The sequence below is a fragment of the Microbulbifer sp. CNSA002 genome (assembly GCF_047324085.1).
GTDB lineage: Bacteria > Pseudomonadota > Gammaproteobacteria > Pseudomonadales > Cellvibrionaceae > Microbulbifer.
In genome coordinates, this window is the sequence record NZ_CP172449.1 from 4,780,778 (window position 1) to 4,797,633 (window position 16,856).

The following is a 16,856-nucleotide window of genomic DNA, read 5'->3' on the forward strand; positions in this document are numbered from 1 at the left end:
GGCATCCATTAAGCTGAATAACTGATACAACTTCTGAAAGAGAGATAGAGCCCCTCAAAAGGAAGAGCGCTCCATGTTAATCATATGCATTGATCTGTTGCCTTAGTACACTAAGGCAACACCAATACCTATGTTAGAAAGCTTAACCCACTTCAGCGAGATTCCCTTTACTTTCCAGCCATTGCTTGCGATCCCCAGCACGCTTCTTGGCCAATAACATATCCAAAAGCTGGTTGCTATCATCACCGGTATCGATATAGAGCTGTACGAGACGACGGGTATTGGGGTCCATCGTAGTCTCACGCAATTGCATAGGATTCATTTCTCCCAATCCCTTAAATCGGGTTACCTGAATCTTGCCCTTTTTCTTTTCTGCACTGATACGATCGAGGATGCCCTGTTTCTCAGATTCATCCAACGCATAATAAACGTCTTTACCGATATCAATTCGGAACAGTGGGGGCATGGCCACATAGACATGGCCGTTAGTGACCAACGGTCGGAAATGACGTAAGAAAAGCGCGCATAACAACGTGGCAATGTGCAGACCGTCCGAGTCGGCATCGGCGAGGATACAGATCTTGTTGTAACGCAAGCCTTCCAGGTTATCGCTGCCCGGGTCCACACCGAGGGCTACAGCGATATCATGCACCTCCTGGCTAGCGAGAATTTCCCCTGAGTCAACTTCCCAGGTATTCAGGATTTTACCGCGCAGAGGCATGATAGCTTGGAACTCCCGGTCTCGCGCCTGCTTGGCAGAGCCACCGGCTGAATCTCCCTCTACCAGGAAGAGTTCAGAGCGCGTGGTATCGCCACTGGAGCAGTCTGCCAGTTTGCCAGGTAAGGCCGGTCCCTGAGTAACTTTTTTACGTGCAACTTTTTTCGCGGAGCGCATGCGCTTCTGTGCATTGCCAATACACAGTTCCGCCAGTTTATCGCCCTCTTCCGTATGCTGGTTCAGCCACAAGCTGAATGCATCTTTGGCGACACCGGAAATAAATGCGGTCGCTTCACGAGAGGAAAGTCTTTCTTTTGTCTGGCCAGAGAATTGAGGGTCAGCCAGCTTGGCAGAGAGAACGTAAGAACACTGGCTCCAAATATCTTCTGGTCCCAATTTAATTCCGCGCGGTAGCAGATTGCGAATTTCACAGTATTCGCGCATTGCTTCCAGCAGGCCAGCCCGCAAACCGTTGACATGGGTACCGCCCTGAGCGGTGGGAATCAAGTTTACGTAGGACTCAGCGGTGACCTCTCCGCCCTCTGGCAACCATTGAACCGCCCAGTCTGCCGCCTCAGTAGTAGCTGCAAAACTGCCTACAAATGGCTCTGCTGGCAGTACTTCCCAACCCTGATTTGCAGCGGCCAAATAGTCCTTGAGGCCATCTTCGTAATACCACTCATCGGACTCGCCATCCTGCTCATTGATAAACGTAACCGTGAGACCCGGGCAGAGCACCGCCTTGGCACGCAGAAGGTGTCTTAGGCGCACCACTGAAAATTTGGCGGAATCAAAATATTGGGGATCTGGTAAGAAGCGAACACTGGTGCCTGTTGTGCGCTTGCCGCACTCACCTACTACTTCCAGATCTGAGGCCTTTTCACCATCCTTAAAGCCAATGCGATGAACCTTGCCATCTCGCTGGATAGTAACCTCCAGAACTTTTGAGAGGGCGTTAACCACCGAAACACCGACGCCGTGAAGGCCACCGGAGAATTGGTAATTATCATTGGAAAACTTACCGCCGGCGTGCAAAGTGGAGAGGATAACCTCTACACCAGGCCGTCCCTGCTCAGGGTGAATATCGACAGGCATACCGCGGCCGTTGTCGCTGACAGAAAGCGAGTGGTCCTTGTGTAACACCACTTCAATTTTCTTGGCATGTCCGGCCAGGGCTTCGTCGACACTGTTGTCGATTACCTCCTGAGCCAGGTGATTTGGGCGTGCGGTATCGGTATACATCCCGGGGCGCTTACGCACCGGATCTAGTCCCGTGAGTACCTCAATATCTTCGGCGGAATAATTAGCCATAATTCTTATTGATTACTGCTCGTTAAATAGAAATTCGGTGATAGGGTCGCAATAGCGTGCGAACTCCTGAAAACTATGATCGCCACCGTCTTCAATGGTCTGGCGTTGCCCTTGGTAGAAATCCTGCGCATCGCGATAATCCAGAACTTCATCCCCGCGCTGGGCGAGTAACCAGTAGCGACTCTGTAACGGCTTCTCCAATTCAGCCTGTACCCGCTGCATGGCATCTACATCAACCTGGGTAAGACGGAATTCCTCTTCTTCACCGCTATAGGGTTTTAAAACCTTCCCCACATAGGCTGGAATAAAGCGCGCGGGGCGCACTGCGGGATTTATCAGTACAGCGGGCAATCGGAAGCGCTCACCAAGGTAAGTGCACCAAAATCCCCCCATAGAACTCCCTACCAGTCCAATGGGCCCCCTATCGGACTGCCGAAGGAGATCCTCCACAAGAGCCACCAAAGATTTCTGCGCCTCCTCTGTATAGGGAGGAATCTGCGGTGCACAGAAGGTAACATGCGGGTATTGGGCCTGGAGCCGTTCTCGCATCAACTGGCATTTGAAGGACTGTGGTGATGAAAGGAAGCCGTGCAGATATATCAGCACCGGCCTTCCCTGAAGATCATTAGTTTGCATAGGCGGTGATTATAGCGCCCATATCGTCAATCGGGGGCGCTATGTAACCAGAAGCCTCAAAACGTGAGGGTATCACAGCAATGTGCGATTCAAACTGGCAAAGGCCCGCCTCATATCTACACGCATATCAGACCAGAAAGTTACACTGGTAAAACGCTCCATGCGCCCACCGGGGCCATAGGCACCAAAGTTCTCACCGATATCGCGGCGATCCCGGAAGCGCATCACAGCATTGCCCTCCCGATCATAAAGCGTTCCGACCAGTACCCCATAGGCACTCTGCTCGGTGTAGACGCGCCAGGTCCATGGAGAGGGGTCCAGTGGTGCAGCTACCGAAAATTTTTCCAGGGATAAGGACAGTGTGTAATCTGCCTCTTCCTCCTCCTCTGCTACCACGCTGTTACGCGGTTCGAGAAACTTCTCTGCAAACGTTTTGACCAACAGTGCATTCATCTGCTGTAGGTCCCTATCATCCAGCTCGTAATCTTTCTCTCTGTAGCGGGTGCGTGGCACCGAAGAAAAGCGCTTGGTGTAGTCAATTTGCACAGGGGCAATAAACACTTTGGAGCCGCTCATATCAAAAGCAAAGGCCGCGGCAACTTCATCCAACGAGCTGGATCTGGGAACCAAACCTTGGCTATCCTCCTGCACTGCCAGCTTTGACTCTCCCACCTTACTGGGGTTCTGTGCACAGGCGCCGACTAATAACGCCAAGCCAATGAGCGGTAAAACAAATATTCTGTTCATTATTATTCCTCACTTCCCGATGTTATCCACTTAACTGACGGAGTAGCTGCAAAATACGCATGAAATGAGGGGCAGTAGCACAAATAAAACCCTAGTACCTATTAGCGTATTTTATCAACTGTCAAATACTACTATTGATTCTGGTTTGCCCCATTAAACAAATATCATCAATGATCATAAGTCTGGGGAAATTTCATTGTACGGTCAGAAGACAAAAAAGATAATGGTAAGTTCGTAAAGGGAGGCTTTACAAATAAAGACGAGCTAGAAACTCTCAAATAAAACGATAGAAATCCCACAAAGTGGGACTTCAAAAAAGTAGGCACATTTCAAGGAGAGGTGACTCAGTAGCCGGAAGACGCAAAATCGACAGAGTATTTTGAAACCTCAACCCGTTCGACCCCGGTTTTATAGCTACCGTCATCATATAAATCGAACCAACGATATCCCGGCATCTCGTCGTCTACAGCAAATGGCCCACTACCCGGAGTAAATTGTACAGAAGTGGAGGGTGTCGCATGTAAGCCGACCCGGCCCTCATGGTTATCAAACTGCTGATGTACATGGCCCCACACGAGCGCTTTGACTTGGGGCGCTTTGGATACCATTTGCAAGAGTTGCTCGCGTCCATCGCGCAGCATATGGCCATCAATCCACTTACTACCCACCTGCACCGGCTGGTGGTGCATCATGATCATTACCGGGTGTTCCCGGGTTTCCCAAAGCAGCAGCTGCAAACGCTCAAGCTGAGCTTCGCTGAGACCGCCACATATCTGGTTTTCAACACTGGTATCGAGAAGCAAGAGGCGCCAATTTCCTAAGGCAACCACTTCTGTACAGCGTTGTGGGGCCAGCTGTTTCATACGAGAGCTTAAGTCGTGATTCCCCGGTAGCCAATACCAAGGTTTCTGCACCCTGCGCATTTTCTGAAGAAACCGGCGGTAAGAGGCCTCGGCCCCATTCGCGCTAATATCTCCTGTCGCCACCAGCAGTTGCGCTGCCTGCTGCCTGGAAACGATTGCGGACAGTACCTCATCCAAAGTATGACCGGTATCCAAACCCAGTAATTGATAATCCGGCCGGCTGCCGATGTGTGGGTCTGTTATTTGGATCAGACGATATGAATTGGTCTTATCGGACCTATTAGGCTCATTGTGCTCGCGAATCACTTGCTCACCTTGTAATCACATCCATGTGTTCTACCGCAGAATTAAATTTTTCGGCCATCCAGCACTAATTGAAATTCTGCGCGACCATTTGCAAGACAGTACTCAAGCCACTCACCGAGAAAACGGTTGGCCTGAGGCCTCTCATCTGCGCGCTGCATACGGGAATTTGGGTAAGCGATATCCACTCCTTTACCACCTACCGGTCCACAGCCATTAACTGCTATCACCTCTGCCATCCGCGCATCGTGATAGAGACGAGCGGTCAGGTTGGGAGATGCCAGCCAGTGGCTTTCACTGAGATTTACCTCTGCGTCCAGTGACACTTCTGTGGTGTACCTGGATCTCGCTACCACTCTCAGCTTTAAGCTGCCACCAGGGATTTGATAGCACCATTGCTCTCTCTCTGAAAGCTCAGGTAGCAGCCTCAGTAGACGTAGGTAGTTAGCGTCGCAGTCGGCATGATAAGACGGTAAATCGACGCGATATACTGCTTTACCGTTGCCATTTGGCGACATTTTCATCTGCCTGCGCTGGCGCGCACCTACCTCACGTACTAGAGCCATTATCAACACTCCAATTCATTTGCCGCCGTGACTTACATCTCAGTTTACCTTTTGTGCGGGTAAAGTAGCGCAAAGAGCTGTGACCGCTCAGGCTGGTGGCGTCATATGAGTAAACTGCTTCCGATTTAACTCTAGCCACTGCACCGAAATCAGTGTGGTGGCATTGTCTATCGGGTTTTCTCCCGGGCCGTAATTCCCCCGCATCGCATCTACGACGTTCTGCCTCGGGAATACCCGCAAACGGATATCCTCATTTTCCTCAGCCAAGCCGAATACGCCCTCGGCTTGCTCCAAATCTACCAGGGCACAATACAGATGTATCCGCTCCGAGCTGCCCCCTGGGCTGGGGATATAACTGTGGATAAAATGCAGGTCGTCCACAGTACATCCAGACTCTTCCAATACCTCTCTGTGCGCTACATCCTCCAGACTCTCCCCTTTCTCCACCATACCGGCTACCACTTCAAGACACCAAGGCCCTGCTGGGCGCCCTAGGGCACCAGTGCGGAATTGCTCGGTAAGTGCCAACAGGTCCCTGACAGGATCGTAAAGTAAGACTCCAACGGCCTCTCCGCGCTGAAACAGTTCCCGCTCTATTTCATTGCTCCAACCCCCGCGAAACAAGCGGTGGCGCAATCGCAGGCGCACCATAGTGAAAAATCCCTTAAACACGGTTTCCCTGGAAATTATGTCTACCGAATCAGCGGTGAACTCCGGGTTTAAATCAGTTCGACTGTTATCTTGTGGCATGGTTCGTCTTTCCCTAGGTTTCGGTTTTGCTGCGCTGCTTCCGCGACAAGACCGGGGTACCAGCTGTTATACTCTGCGCCCACCGTACCAGCCGCTGACTGCAGAGGCTATCCGGGTTTCCGTGTTGAATTTCGAGAGTACACAACATGAGAGTGCTGAATATCGCCTATCAGCAGCTACGGCGCTATGGCAAGACAAGGGTTAGCTGGGCACAAAAGCTCACCTTCGGCCTGATTAAAAATAACCACTACACCCAAGTGTTCAGCGACCGCGATATCGCCGCATTTGAGGCACCCTTTGGTATTCGCGACCTGGGTGTAAAAAAGGCGAACCGACGCTTGATGGAAACTGTCGAGGCCTTTGAGCCAGACCTGATCATCGCAGGCCACTGCGATATGATCACTAACGACACCCTGAAGGCCATTAAGCAACGCCTGCCAAATTGCTTTATCGCTCACTGCAATAATGATCCCCTCTTTGTTCCCAGCAATGTCGAGCGAATCAAATACCGCGCGGAAGTCGCCGATGCAGTTTTTGTATCCACCGGGCGAAGAGAACTGAAAATATTTGAGGGCTTTGGTGCTCGTGTTTATCACATGCCGAACCCAGTTGAACCCTCGATTGAAAACCTCAATAACGCTGAACGCACAGATTTAGCCATCGACCTGCTTTTCTGCAGTAACAGCAATAATTTCACCAAGCGTTTGCAAATGGTTAAAAACCTGAAAGATGCCTTGGGGGATTCGCTGAACTTTAAAACCTATGGCAGCTTCGGCGAGGCTCCCGTTTGGGGCCGCGACTACGACCACGCTCTATCTCAAACCAAAATGGGACTGAATTTCAATCGCCAGGATACCCATTACTGGTACTCCTCAGCACGCATGGCGCAGCTGGCGGGCAACGGTATTTTGCAGTTCACCAGTGATAAATTACATTTTGACGACTTGTTGCCTGCTGAGAGCGTCGTTTATTTCTCCGATGAGCAGGACCTATTAGAAAAAATCCGCGAATTTAACGGTGACGATGCCAAGCGACGCGCCTGGGCCGCACGGGCCAGGGAGTTTTTCCACAATGAAATGAACTCGAAGCTCTACGCTCAGTACATTGTCGAAGCCACGAGCTTACAGCCTTTTAGCCACGACTATGCTTGGGCTCAAGATATCAATCTGGATGGCACACTCAGGTAGTGTTGCACCCACTCTATTCGATCAGATGCAATAGATTATGAGTAATAACCCAATTCGAGTCGCACAGATACTCGCCGGTGCTGAGCACGGTGGTGCTGAGAATTTCTTTGTGCGTCTCGTCAGTGGATTAAATCCCCGCAGCGAAATTACAGAAAAAGCGTTTATTCGCAACCACGATCACCGGGTACAGGCACTGCGTAGCAACAGTGTTGAAACCGAAGGTTTTAAATTTGGTGGCAAGCTGGATTTTCTCGGCCGAAAAAAATACCGCAATGCCCTGAACCAATGGCAACCGGATATCGTGATGACTTGGATGGGACGTGCCACTTCAATCACCCCCAACTCTGAAAAATACCGGTTGGTAAGCCGCCTAGGGCACTATTACAACCTGAAGTATTACCGTCACGCAGATTATTGGATCGGCATCAGCAAAGGTATCTGCCAGCATTTAAGGGACGGAGGTATCCCCAAGGATAAAATTTTCCATATCCCCAATTTTGCCGATGAGACACCAGTTAATCCGCTGCCTAGAAACAGCTTCAATACTCCGGAAGACCGGCCCCTGATCCTGGCTGCAGGCCGCCTGCATATCAATAAAGGGTTCGACACCCTCCTGCATTCACTCACCCAGGTTCCCAATGCCACTTTGTGGCTCGCTGGTAGTGGCCCTGAGGAGAGCAAGTTGAAATCCCTATGCCATCAACTCGGCCTGGAAGAGCGGGTTCGCTTCCTCGGTTGGCGCAATGATGTCACCACCCTGATGCGCACTGCGGATATGTTCGTGTGCCCTTCTCGACATGAGGGCCTGGGCTCTATTGTGATGGAGTCCTGGGCCCATCGCTGCCCTATAGTAGCGACAGACTCTCAGGGCCCTGGAGAAGTGATTACCAATGGCAAAACCGGTCTGATTACCCCTATCGATAATGCCGATGAACTGGCCAAAGCCATGAAGTCCGTTATCGAGTCGCCGGAATTGCGCCAAAGCCTGATCGAAAATGCGGCCGAGGAGTACGCAACGACTTATGCGAAACAGGTTATCGTCGACTCCTATATCGATCTATACGAAAACCTGATGAAGAAAGGGCGCTAGCGGTGAATGGCAGCCACCGAATACCCGGTGGCTGCTAAATCGTATTTTTCGTTTCGTGCCAAATCGTACTTATTGATAGGCCGGGGGCAAATCCCGCAAAAGAGCGCTAACCCCATTGGCGATCAGTCGTTGACGCTGCTCAATACTATCGGGGCGTGTTAACAATTCGCTGGCTCTCCCCCCCCAAATCACAGCCCCGCCCGGGCGCCCAATACCCACACTCATAATCACCAAGGGGGCATCTGTCAGGGGCGGTAGTTCCACCACATCCTGTGGCGCATTGCTATCAAACTGTTTGTCCCAGCTGGGATCCCGGGTATCACCGGAGAAAAACTCATCGACTACCGCAACCTGGTAATCCACCACCATATCCGCATCCTGGTCCTGGGAGACTTGGCGATATCCTCGTTGCTGTAACTCTGCGGCAACGGTATCCCGCATTTCTTCATCCAACTCCACCAGCTGGGCAGAGGCATCTTCTGAGCCACTCAACGGCGCTACCCCCCATTTATACGTGGCAAAGGCAACCGGTGGCTCCCCGGTAGCGGCTTTTTCAACCTGTATCTCCTGGCAACCCGCCAATACCAAGATACTCAGCAAGCCTGTTAATAAATAGCGCATAAAAACTCCTACATTCCCGTACTTATTTTACTGGTTCGACCGTGCCGTAAAGTTCTATCTTAGGACTCCAGGTATACCACTTGGGTTCAGCTTTCGGGTAGAGAGGGAAATGGCTGCCCGACTCCACTTCAAATCCCATAAAAGGGGCTTCTGGCGTGGCAAATGCGATCCCCCCCTGCAACAGGGCCTGAGCCGATTCTGTGTTGATATTAAGCCCACTTTTCAGACCGAAATTCACATCGACGCCACTGGCATTCCAAAACACCGTGTGCTCTCGCACCAGGGGCTGGTATTGGGGTTCGATATGAACATAGATATACACTCGATCAGCATACTCCCCCAGGGAAAAACCTGTAACCTCTCCCACTTTTACCTGGCGATAATAAACCGGACTCCCTGCTACCAGAGATCCTCGCCTCGCAGCATCCAGGATAATTCCCAGTCCAGGGCGGGTAAAAGTTTCTGCAAGATCCTCTTCCGGTGCCTGTTCCAAAGCGTAAAACTTTGTCTGTGGATCTCCTAAGCCAGGCTCAAGCGCCAGGTAGCGCCCTGTAATCAGGGTATCCAGATGGGCAATCTTATCGATGCTAATTTGCGGGGAAACCACCCATATACGTGTGCCCTCCCGAGCAAACTGCTCTCCGCGGTGGTAAAGCTTGGCCCTGGCCCACACCTCGCCCAAAGAGCGATCGAGTCTCAGGCGAGTAATCTCTCCAACTTGTACCCCGCGGTAACGCAACGGTGCTCCAACTCTCAGTCCCTCGGCACTGACAAGGCTGACTTGAATTTGTATCCCTCCCTCCATAGCCGCTTCCCGACTACTGAAAAGAGGGAACTGGTCTCCATTTTTTGCCTGCCCGCCTTTTCCAAGGTCTTCCCGGCGTATGCCAAAGGCGACACCGCCGCGCAGGAGTGACATCAGCGAATCTGCCTCCACTTCCACCCCCTCAGTCAAGCTTGCTGTAGCCCGCAATCCGCTCACATTCCAGAACCGAACGCCTTCCTGCACAAAGTGGGCATAGCGGGGCTCTATCACCACATAAACCTCTACCCCCTCGCCATCCCTACGCAATTCCATTCCCTGAACTTTTCCTACCTCTATACGGCGAAAGTAAACCGGCGCGCCCCGCTGCAAAGACCCGGGATTGCGTGAAGTGAGGCGTAAATGCAGCCCCGGCACACGGGGGTCCATCGGTGGCGCAGAGGTTCGCGCAGTGAAATTGCGCTGGGAGCGCTGTCCTTTGCGCAAATCTACTTCTATACGATTACCTTGGATTAAATCGTTTAGTCCGCCAGTAAAATCGAAGGTCGGGGGGGCTAGCCAAAAACGGGTATTTTCGGTGAGCAATTCATCTGTTGTCGGATCCATCAGAACTTTGACTTCCATACCATTCAAACGGCGGTTTGCCTTGGTCCCACTGACTTCCCCTACCTGGATGCCCTGATAGTAAACCTTCGTAGAATCCGGAGTAACATTCACCCCCTGATCGAAATTTAATGTCACTGGAATTCCCGCATCTGCTGCGGCAAAATTTTTATATAACTCAAACTCACTACCATTTACAGCGAGTGGAGACTGACGTTGATTTTCCGGGGTATAAAAACTTACGCCCCCGGCAAAAAGTGCTGCCAGGGATTCTAAATTGACACTGATACCGCTAATACCGCCTTCAATAGAGATCCCTGAACTATTCCAAAAGCGGCTGCCCCGATGAACCAGATAGGCATATTCCCGACGAATAAATAATTCGATACTGACTTCAGTTCCGTTTCGATCCAAACGGTAATCCGCTACCTGACCAACTCGCAGCTGACGATAATATACTGGCGATCCACGACTTAAAGAGCCCAAACGACGGGACTGCAAAACAACACGCAAGCCATCCCCACGGATAAATGCAGGAGGCTGATCCAGGGCAACAAAGTTGCGTTTGCGCTTACCACTACCTGATTCAACGGCAATATAATTGCCAGAAAGTAGTGTTTCCAAGCCGCTAATACCGGTAATAGATAACTCGGGTTTTACTACCCAAAACTCAGTGCCCTCTACCAATAAATATTCTGCACTGCGATTTAAACTAACTTCGGCCAGAACGCCATCGGCTCCATTCAGCTCTTTCGCATTAGGTACAAGGCGCACATCCTGGACCATACCAATATCGACCCCGGAATATTTGACCACCGTTTTTCCTTTTACCAGGCCGTCGCCAGAATGAAATAAAATAGTGGCTTTAACGTCTCCCTCTGACAAATCCTGATAGAGCAACCAGAGAGCAATCAGCCCCGCGATCAAAGGTAAAATCCACACTAGGGGTAATCCCCTGCTTGCGCGCACTACTCCCCGCTGAGCACCTCCATCCAAGCGAGACGCATCACTCGTATCCTGCGGGGGCAGCTCATCAGCCATTTTCTGCGGCGCTCCTATGAGCCGTTTCTGGCTCTACTGCAGACTCATATAAATCTCCGTCATAGGCATCCCAAATTAAACGGGAATCGAAAGTTCGTGCCGCCAACATGGTCACCACTACCACAGAGGCAAAAGCCGTAGCACCAGCTCCAGCAGTTACTTGGGAAATAAATCCCATATCCACTAGCGACACCAAAATTGAAATCATAAATAAGTCTAAGAGTGACCAGCGCCCGATGCCGGAAACTACTCGATATATTTTCATGGACTGAATGGGGTCGAAGGACAGGCGCAACTGAATTTGGATCAGGAGCAATCCCAATCCCAGTAGCTTCATCACAGGAACTGCAATACTGGCAACAAAGACAATTAAAGCTATTCCCCACATTCCCGAGTTATAGAGTTGCATGACCCCGCTAATGATGGTGCTGGGATCACCGGCACCTAAATAAACTACTGTCATTATCGGTAACACATTGGCAGGTAAAAGCAATAAAGTGCCAGTAATCGTCAGAGCCCAAGTTAACATCAAGCTTCCTTCGATTCTGCTGTGTACTCTCGCTCCACAGCGCGGACATCGGCAACGACCATTTTGGGGAAGAATAATTAATTGATGACAGCACAGGCAGCTAGTTAAGCCTTTTTTTAAACCTTTATTTGGTACGCTATTCACAAGCTTGTCCCTTAAGCGCACGACGCTGTGCTAAGCGGTGCCAAATTGCTGTTTGGTCAAAACTCAGGGAAGAGAGATTTGCCAGTAGCATCATGGCACCAAAACAGTACAGCCCCGGTTCTACCTCCATCTTGCCCAAATCCCGTAATTTAATCAGGGCCACCAAAATTCCGAGCATATAGACATCGAGCATGCCCCACTCTTTCAAGTGCTGGTAAAAACGAACAGCATTGGATACCGGTCGGTCAAGCCAGGCCCAAGCACTGCCCCAACAAATAAATAACAACAGGGCAAATTTACCTACCGGAGCCAAAACGCTACAGAAAAGCACCAGCGCCGAGAGCCAAATAAACCCAGCCTTGAAAAGAGAGTAAACGCCATTAAGCAAGGTACTTTCTGCACCAAATGAGAACAGAGAAAAGTCGAGCAACGGCAAGCTAACAGAGGGAATAAACAGTAATAGGCCGGTTAGGCTGAGAGCCAGAGTGTAGTAAATACTATGATTGCCATTGCGATGCAAAGTACAGCGACATCGTGGGCAAATTAGCTTTTGTCCCGGAGGCGCCAAGCCGCCGGTTAAAAGTAGATCGCATTCGTGACAGACCCTCTGCCAATCAGCCAGCATCGCGTTACGCCCCTCATTCATGGACAGTCAGTCCTTGCCTTATTCTGCACAATTTTTGCCGCATCCAAATGCTTATGAGGCGCGTCTATTGAAATATAGGCCCTCAACCTTATTCAATGGGCCAGTGTTATTGCCAAAAAATTACCGATAACCGCACGTAGGTGTCGGTTTAACGAAGATATAGCAAAAAGCCGAAAGCCGTCTCGACGGTCGGTTTGACCCCGGGTAAACTCTCGCGACTGCTATTGGGGAGACTGGCAATATTAGTAATAATCGCAAGCTGGAGCCCTCTATATCCCCACTACGTGACACCAGCTCCAAATAACTTGCAAAAGCTTGAAGACCGTACCCTCCACAGGAAGTCGAAACAGATGAAAAGAAGTAACCGCACAGAGCCGCAAGGCCGCAAGTTGCGTCCGCTGAAAAAACTAATCGCCGCTACGCTGCTGGGCCTGGGCGCCATGCAGGCGCAAGCCGACACCCTGTGGGATATCTATACACAGGCCCTGGAGAATGATCCTCAATTAGCAGCTGATCGCGCCGCTTACCATGCGGGTATCGAGGCCAAATATCAGTTCCGCGCATTCCTGCTTCCTCAGGTTAATGCTACTTTCGAAGCCGCTAGAACTCACTCTGATAGCAGCCGGAATTCTGCTCAGTTACTGGATTTGACTGATAATGACGACGACAATGATGTCGAACTAGTGGATTTTAGAAGCCAAACTAGCAATTCCTTACAGGAAAGAACCTATAGTGCCAACCTGACCCAGGCTATTTTTGACGCTCCAGCCTGGTTCGATTATCAACAGGGCAAGAGATTAACAGAGCAGGCGACAGCAGAATTCAGTGCTAACCAGCAAGAAATGATGATTCGTGTCGCCACCGCCTACTTTGATGTATTGCGTGCTTATGACGTCCTCGAGGCAGCTGCTGCCGAAGAACAAGCCCTGGCTAAACAGCTGGAACAGACGCAACAGCGCTTTGAAGTCGGTCTAACAGCAATTACTGATGTCTACGACTCCCAGGCTGCCTATGACAGTTCCGTTGCCCGGCGCTTAACAGCTCAAGACAACCTCCTCAGTAACTTTGATGCCCTATCAGTATTGACTGGAGGCTACCATGATCAAGTAGCTCCTCTGGTAGATGACTTCCAGGTAGCTCCGCCGGTGCCTTCAGATCGCGCCGATTGGGTTGAGTTTGCCCTCGCCAACAACTTTGTCCTTAAAGCTGCACGACTTGGCGCCGATGCCGCCCGCTATAACGCTCGGGCAGAAGCCAGTGAACACCTACCCACTGTCACTGGCTCGCTTTCTTATAATAAACTCACTCAAGATGGTAACGAGAAAAATCGATTCAGCGACATAACGGGCAGCCAATTTGTACGTTACCCGCAAGATATTGACCAATGGGGAACAAGTGCAGGGGTAACTGTAAATGTGCCCATCTTTACTGGTGGCCTTCTCAGTGCCAACCGTCGCCAGGCTAGAAACCAAGCCTTCCAGGCCCAGGACCTTAGCGTCCTTGCAGAGAGAGATACCATACAAACCACGCGCACCCTGCACCGCGCTGTTGTCACCGATGTATCGAGAGTAGCGGCCCGAGAGCAAGCCGTCGTCTCTGCCAAGAGTGCATTGGATGCCACTCAGGCGGGATACGAAGTAGGCACCCGAAATATTGTAGATGTGCTCCTGGCTCAGCGGACCCTGTTTGACTCACAAACTGACTACGCCAACTCGCTGTACGACTACATTCTAAACTCACTGAGCTTGAAGCAAGCTGCAGGACTCTTATCCCCTAAAGACCTTCAGGATCTGGATATGATGCTGAATCCTGCAAGTAACGTCTCTCGCGTGGAGGAAACTGGAGGCACCAGCCTTCCAGCACCTTCGAAGTAACTGCGTATACGTATCTACCAGAGAGCAGGATTTTTATTCTCTCTCTGGTCTTCATTTTGTGTAGCCAGCCGCTCCACTTCGCCCAGTAAGCGCTGCAAAGCACCACTATTTTCTGAAGCTACTTTTTTCGCTCTCTGACCGGCGGCTTTTCTTTGCCCCACATCATCCAGCCAAGCCTGAACCTGTGAAGCCATCGATTCACTGTCTTCGACTACAATCATGGCTCCAGCCTCCTGCAACAAACTAGATACAGTGGCAAAGTTATGCAGGTGGGGACCGGAAATAACTGGTACCCCCCAGGCAGCGGGTTCAATCATGTTGTGGCCACCAACAGAAACCAAGCTACCTCCCACAAAAGCAATATCACTGGCCCCATAGAAGCGCAGCAACTCCCCCATGGTGTCTCCCAGAATAACCTCATCACTAGCTTTAATGGCTGTGCCTTCACTCCTTCGAACCAGGGCAAAGCCACGCTCCCGACACAGGCGGGCAACACCATCAAAACGCTGTGGATGCCTGGGCACCAACACGAGTAAAAGATCTTTAATTTCTCTCTTCAAAATAGAGAAGGCATCCAAGATCACCTCATCCTCACCCACATGGGTACTAGCCGCCAGCCATATAGGCCTGGAAGACTCCCCCCGCCACTGGTGCGCCAGCGCCTGCGCTTCACTGGCCAGTCCCATGTCAATACTGAGGTCAAACTTGATATTGCCGTTGGCTACTGCTCTCTCCGCAGGTAAGCCCAGATCGATAAACCGCTGCATATCAGCAGGGTATTGCGCAACAACACGATCCAGGTTGCTCAACATCGTTCGAGTCAAAGAGGGAAAACGCCCGTAACCTCGTGCAGATTTTTCACTGAGCCGTGCATTGGCCAATAAAATTGGGATCTTCCTGCTCGAGCAGAGCTTGAGTAGGTTGGGCCAAAGCTCAGTCTCTATAATCACCAATGCACTAGGGCTAAGTGCATTAAGAAATGGCACCAGGCATTCAGGGAGGTCATAGGGAAGGTAGTAGTGAAGTAAGCGGCCACCAAGAATTGGCTGCAAGGCTTCTTGTACGCGCTCGGATCCGGTTGGAGTTGTAGTCGTAACCAACCACTGCCAGTCTGTATGTCGCGCAGCCAATTTAGAGATAACTGGCACGGCGGCTAGGGTCTCCCCTACAGATACAGAATGGACCCAGATTAACGGTGCCCGGCTGTGCCTTTTGGGAACCTGACCCAGACGCTCTCTTAAACGCAACCGATAGGCCGGCTGGCTACGCCCTCTCCACCAGAGACGTAGAAGGACAACAGGTAAAAACAGGCGGAAGAGCCAGGAATAAAATATTTGCATGAAGCAGGGATCACCTAAAGATCAATATTGCCACCAAAGAAAATGCAATGATGACGGTTATCTCTTCCAGGTAAAACACCCCCGTAAGAAAGGCCTCAGGCCATTAGTGATCGACCACCCGGTAAAACTCAGAGCGCACCCCAAAAACACCACAAGCCATGCCGGCTGAACGGCAGGCGCGGAGCCAAGGCCCAGAGCCCAAGCGCTTTCCACCGAAAATCAATCCTAAAATACAGCCTATGCTGGAGATCAACAGTTGCCCCAGAGCCGATACAAAGATGCTGGTATGACCGCGACCTTTGGCAAGTTTATGCTTTGCCAGAGTGATACCAGCGGAGAATTTTCTACGCGACAACCAACGCATATTGGCGCGACTCTCCGGTACAGCCTCGTAAACCCTCGCCTCCAGGCAGTAAACAATCTTTCCGCCCTTGGCCTTAAACTCTGTGAAAAAAATCACATCTGTACCGGCACCTAGAGGGTCCTGCTCATTAAACCTCAGGCCTAGCGATCGGATACTGCTCATCGGTATTAATACATTGCTGGTCGCACAGTAGTTGAGCTGTTCTCCAGTCTTTCGTTTCTGCCGATAAAAAATACGTGAGTAATAGGCAGGCACAGAATCCGGCCAACGCCGAACAACACTGCCACAAACCACGCTACTGCCCCCCAGCTTTTGTGAGTAATCATATAGCTGGATCAACCAATCGGGCTCTACCCACTCATCATCATCAATGAAAACTAGGTAGTCAGCTCCCATATTATCCAGTTCATCGATACAGCGATTACGTGCACAAGGGATTCCCCGCCGCTCTTCAACAGCACAGTTGAGAGGAAAGGGAAAACTTCCCGACAACTCCCCCACAACTTCCCTACCAGCCTGAGTATCCGAATCGTTATCGACAACCAGTGCAGCCACATTTAAGCCCGTGGGTAGCTGTAGCTTGGCCAGGCTTTGCAGAGAACTGCGAAGCCGCTCCGGTCGCTGATAAGTACAAATACAGATCACTAACAAGGGGTGCAATGTAAACTCCAGATTACGGCCAAGGACAAATCGGATATAAGCTATCTGAGCTGGGTTAAAAAAGAATCAGCCTATACCCTTAAGAATGACCTGTCTATAA

General features: G+C 50.8%; 15 protein-coding genes. 3 read left to right on the forward strand and 12 right to left on the reverse strand.

Annotated elements, in window-relative coordinates; translation table 11 throughout:
• Positions 1 to 142 precede the first annotated feature (142 nt).
• The 6 genes from parE to ACG1BZ_RS21110 form a co-directional block, all read right to left on the reverse strand.
• Positions 143 to 2,029, reverse strand: a complete 1,887-nt coding sequence (gene parE / locus ACG1BZ_RS21085) for a DNA topoisomerase IV subunit B (RefSeq protein WP_413663540.1) — start codon at positions 2,027 to 2,029, stop codon at positions 143 to 145.
• A 12-nt stretch (positions 2,030 to 2,041) separates the two neighbouring features.
• The gene (locus tag ACG1BZ_RS21090) at positions 2,042 to 2,635 is read right to left on the reverse strand and encodes a YqiA/YcfP family alpha/beta fold hydrolase (RefSeq protein WP_413663541.1); all 594 of its coding nucleotides are present in this window, start codon (positions 2,633 to 2,635) and stop codon (positions 2,042 to 2,044) included.
• A gap of 102 nt (positions 2,636 to 2,737) precedes the next feature.
• Entirely contained in the window at positions 2,738 to 3,412 is a 675-nt protein-coding gene (locus ACG1BZ_RS21095) for a hypothetical protein (RefSeq protein ID WP_413663542.1), read from the reverse strand.
• Positions 3,413 to 3,756: 344 nt separating this feature from the next.
• Complete coding sequence (gene cpdA, locus ACG1BZ_RS21100; protein ID WP_413663543.1) at positions 3,757 to 4,581, reverse strand: 3',5'-cyclic-AMP phosphodiesterase; 825 nt, start codon at positions 4,579 to 4,581, stop codon at positions 3,757 to 3,759.
• Positions 4,582 to 4,622: 41 nt separating this feature from the next.
• The gene (locus ACG1BZ_RS21105; protein ID WP_413663544.1) at positions 4,623 to 5,144 is read right to left on the reverse strand and encodes a DUF1249 domain-containing protein; all 522 of its coding nucleotides are present in this window, start codon (positions 5,142 to 5,144) and stop codon (positions 4,623 to 4,625) included.
• Positions 5,145 to 5,231: 87 nt separating this feature from the next.
• A complete protein-coding gene (locus ACG1BZ_RS21110) occupies positions 5,232 to 5,894 on the reverse strand; it encodes an NUDIX domain-containing protein (protein ID WP_413663545.1) in 663 nt (220 codons plus the stop codon).
• 146 nt (positions 5,895 to 6,040) lie between these two features.
• Between ACG1BZ_RS21110 and ACG1BZ_RS21115 the strand changes: the two genes are divergently transcribed.
• The gene (locus ACG1BZ_RS21115; protein WP_413663546.1) at positions 6,041 to 7,081 is read left to right on the forward strand and encodes a glycosyltransferase family protein; all 1,041 of its coding nucleotides are present in this window, start codon (positions 6,041 to 6,043) and stop codon (positions 7,079 to 7,081) included.
• 37 nt (positions 7,082 to 7,118) lie between these two features.
• Positions 7,119 to 8,171 (forward strand): glycosyltransferase, encoded by a 1,053-nt coding sequence (locus ACG1BZ_RS21120; protein WP_413663547.1) that lies wholly within the window; start codon positions 7,119 to 7,121, stop codon positions 8,169 to 8,171.
• Positions 8,172 to 8,240: 69 nt separating this feature from the next.
• On the opposite strand, the gene ACG1BZ_RS21125 is transcribed toward ACG1BZ_RS21120, so the two are convergent.
• The 4 genes from ACG1BZ_RS21125 to ACG1BZ_RS21140 form a co-directional block, all read right to left on the reverse strand.
• Positions 8,241 to 8,792 carry a DUF4136 domain-containing protein gene (locus tag ACG1BZ_RS21125; protein WP_413663548.1) on the reverse strand — a complete coding sequence of 184 codons (552 nt, stop codon included), beginning with the start codon at positions 8,790 to 8,792 and terminating at the stop codon, positions 8,241 to 8,243.
• 22 nt (positions 8,793 to 8,814) lie between these two features.
• On the reverse strand, positions 8,815 to 11,199 hold the full coding sequence (locus ACG1BZ_RS21130; RefSeq protein ID WP_413663549.1) for an MlaD family protein: 2,385 nt from the start codon (positions 11,197 to 11,199) through the stop codon (positions 8,815 to 8,817).
• The gene (locus tag ACG1BZ_RS21135; protein WP_413663550.1) at positions 11,192 to 11,728 is read right to left on the reverse strand and encodes a paraquat-inducible protein A; all 537 of its coding nucleotides are present in this window, start codon (positions 11,726 to 11,728) and stop codon (positions 11,192 to 11,194) included. The genes ACG1BZ_RS21130 and ACG1BZ_RS21135 overlap by 8 nt, the downstream gene beginning before the upstream one ends.
• A gap of 136 nt (positions 11,729 to 11,864) precedes the next feature.
• Positions 11,865 to 12,518: a paraquat-inducible protein A gene (locus tag ACG1BZ_RS21140; RefSeq protein ID WP_413663551.1), complete on the reverse strand. Its 654-nt coding sequence runs from the start codon at positions 12,516 to 12,518 to the stop codon at positions 11,865 to 11,867.
• A 350-nt stretch (positions 12,519 to 12,868) separates the two neighbouring features.
• On the opposite strand from ACG1BZ_RS21140, the gene ACG1BZ_RS21145 reads away from it, so the two are divergent.
• A complete protein-coding gene (locus ACG1BZ_RS21145) occupies positions 12,869 to 14,392 on the forward strand; it encodes a TolC family outer membrane protein (RefSeq protein WP_413663552.1) in 1,524 nt (507 codons plus the stop codon).
• Positions 14,393 to 14,406: 14 nt separating this feature from the next.
• On the opposite strand, the gene waaA is transcribed toward ACG1BZ_RS21145, so the two are convergent.
• Together waaA and ACG1BZ_RS21155 are read right to left on the reverse strand one after the other, a co-directional pair.
• Positions 14,407 to 15,732: a lipid IV(A) 3-deoxy-D-manno-octulosonic acid transferase gene (gene waaA / locus ACG1BZ_RS21150; protein WP_413663553.1), complete on the reverse strand. Its 1,326-nt coding sequence runs from the start codon at positions 15,730 to 15,732 to the stop codon at positions 14,407 to 14,409.
• Between the two features lie 103 nt (positions 15,733 to 15,835).
• On the reverse strand, positions 15,836 to 16,756 hold the full coding sequence (locus ACG1BZ_RS21155) for a glycosyltransferase family 2 protein (RefSeq protein WP_413663554.1): 921 nt from the start codon (positions 16,754 to 16,756) through the stop codon (positions 15,836 to 15,838).
• Positions 16,757 to 16,856: the final 100 nt, after the last annotated feature.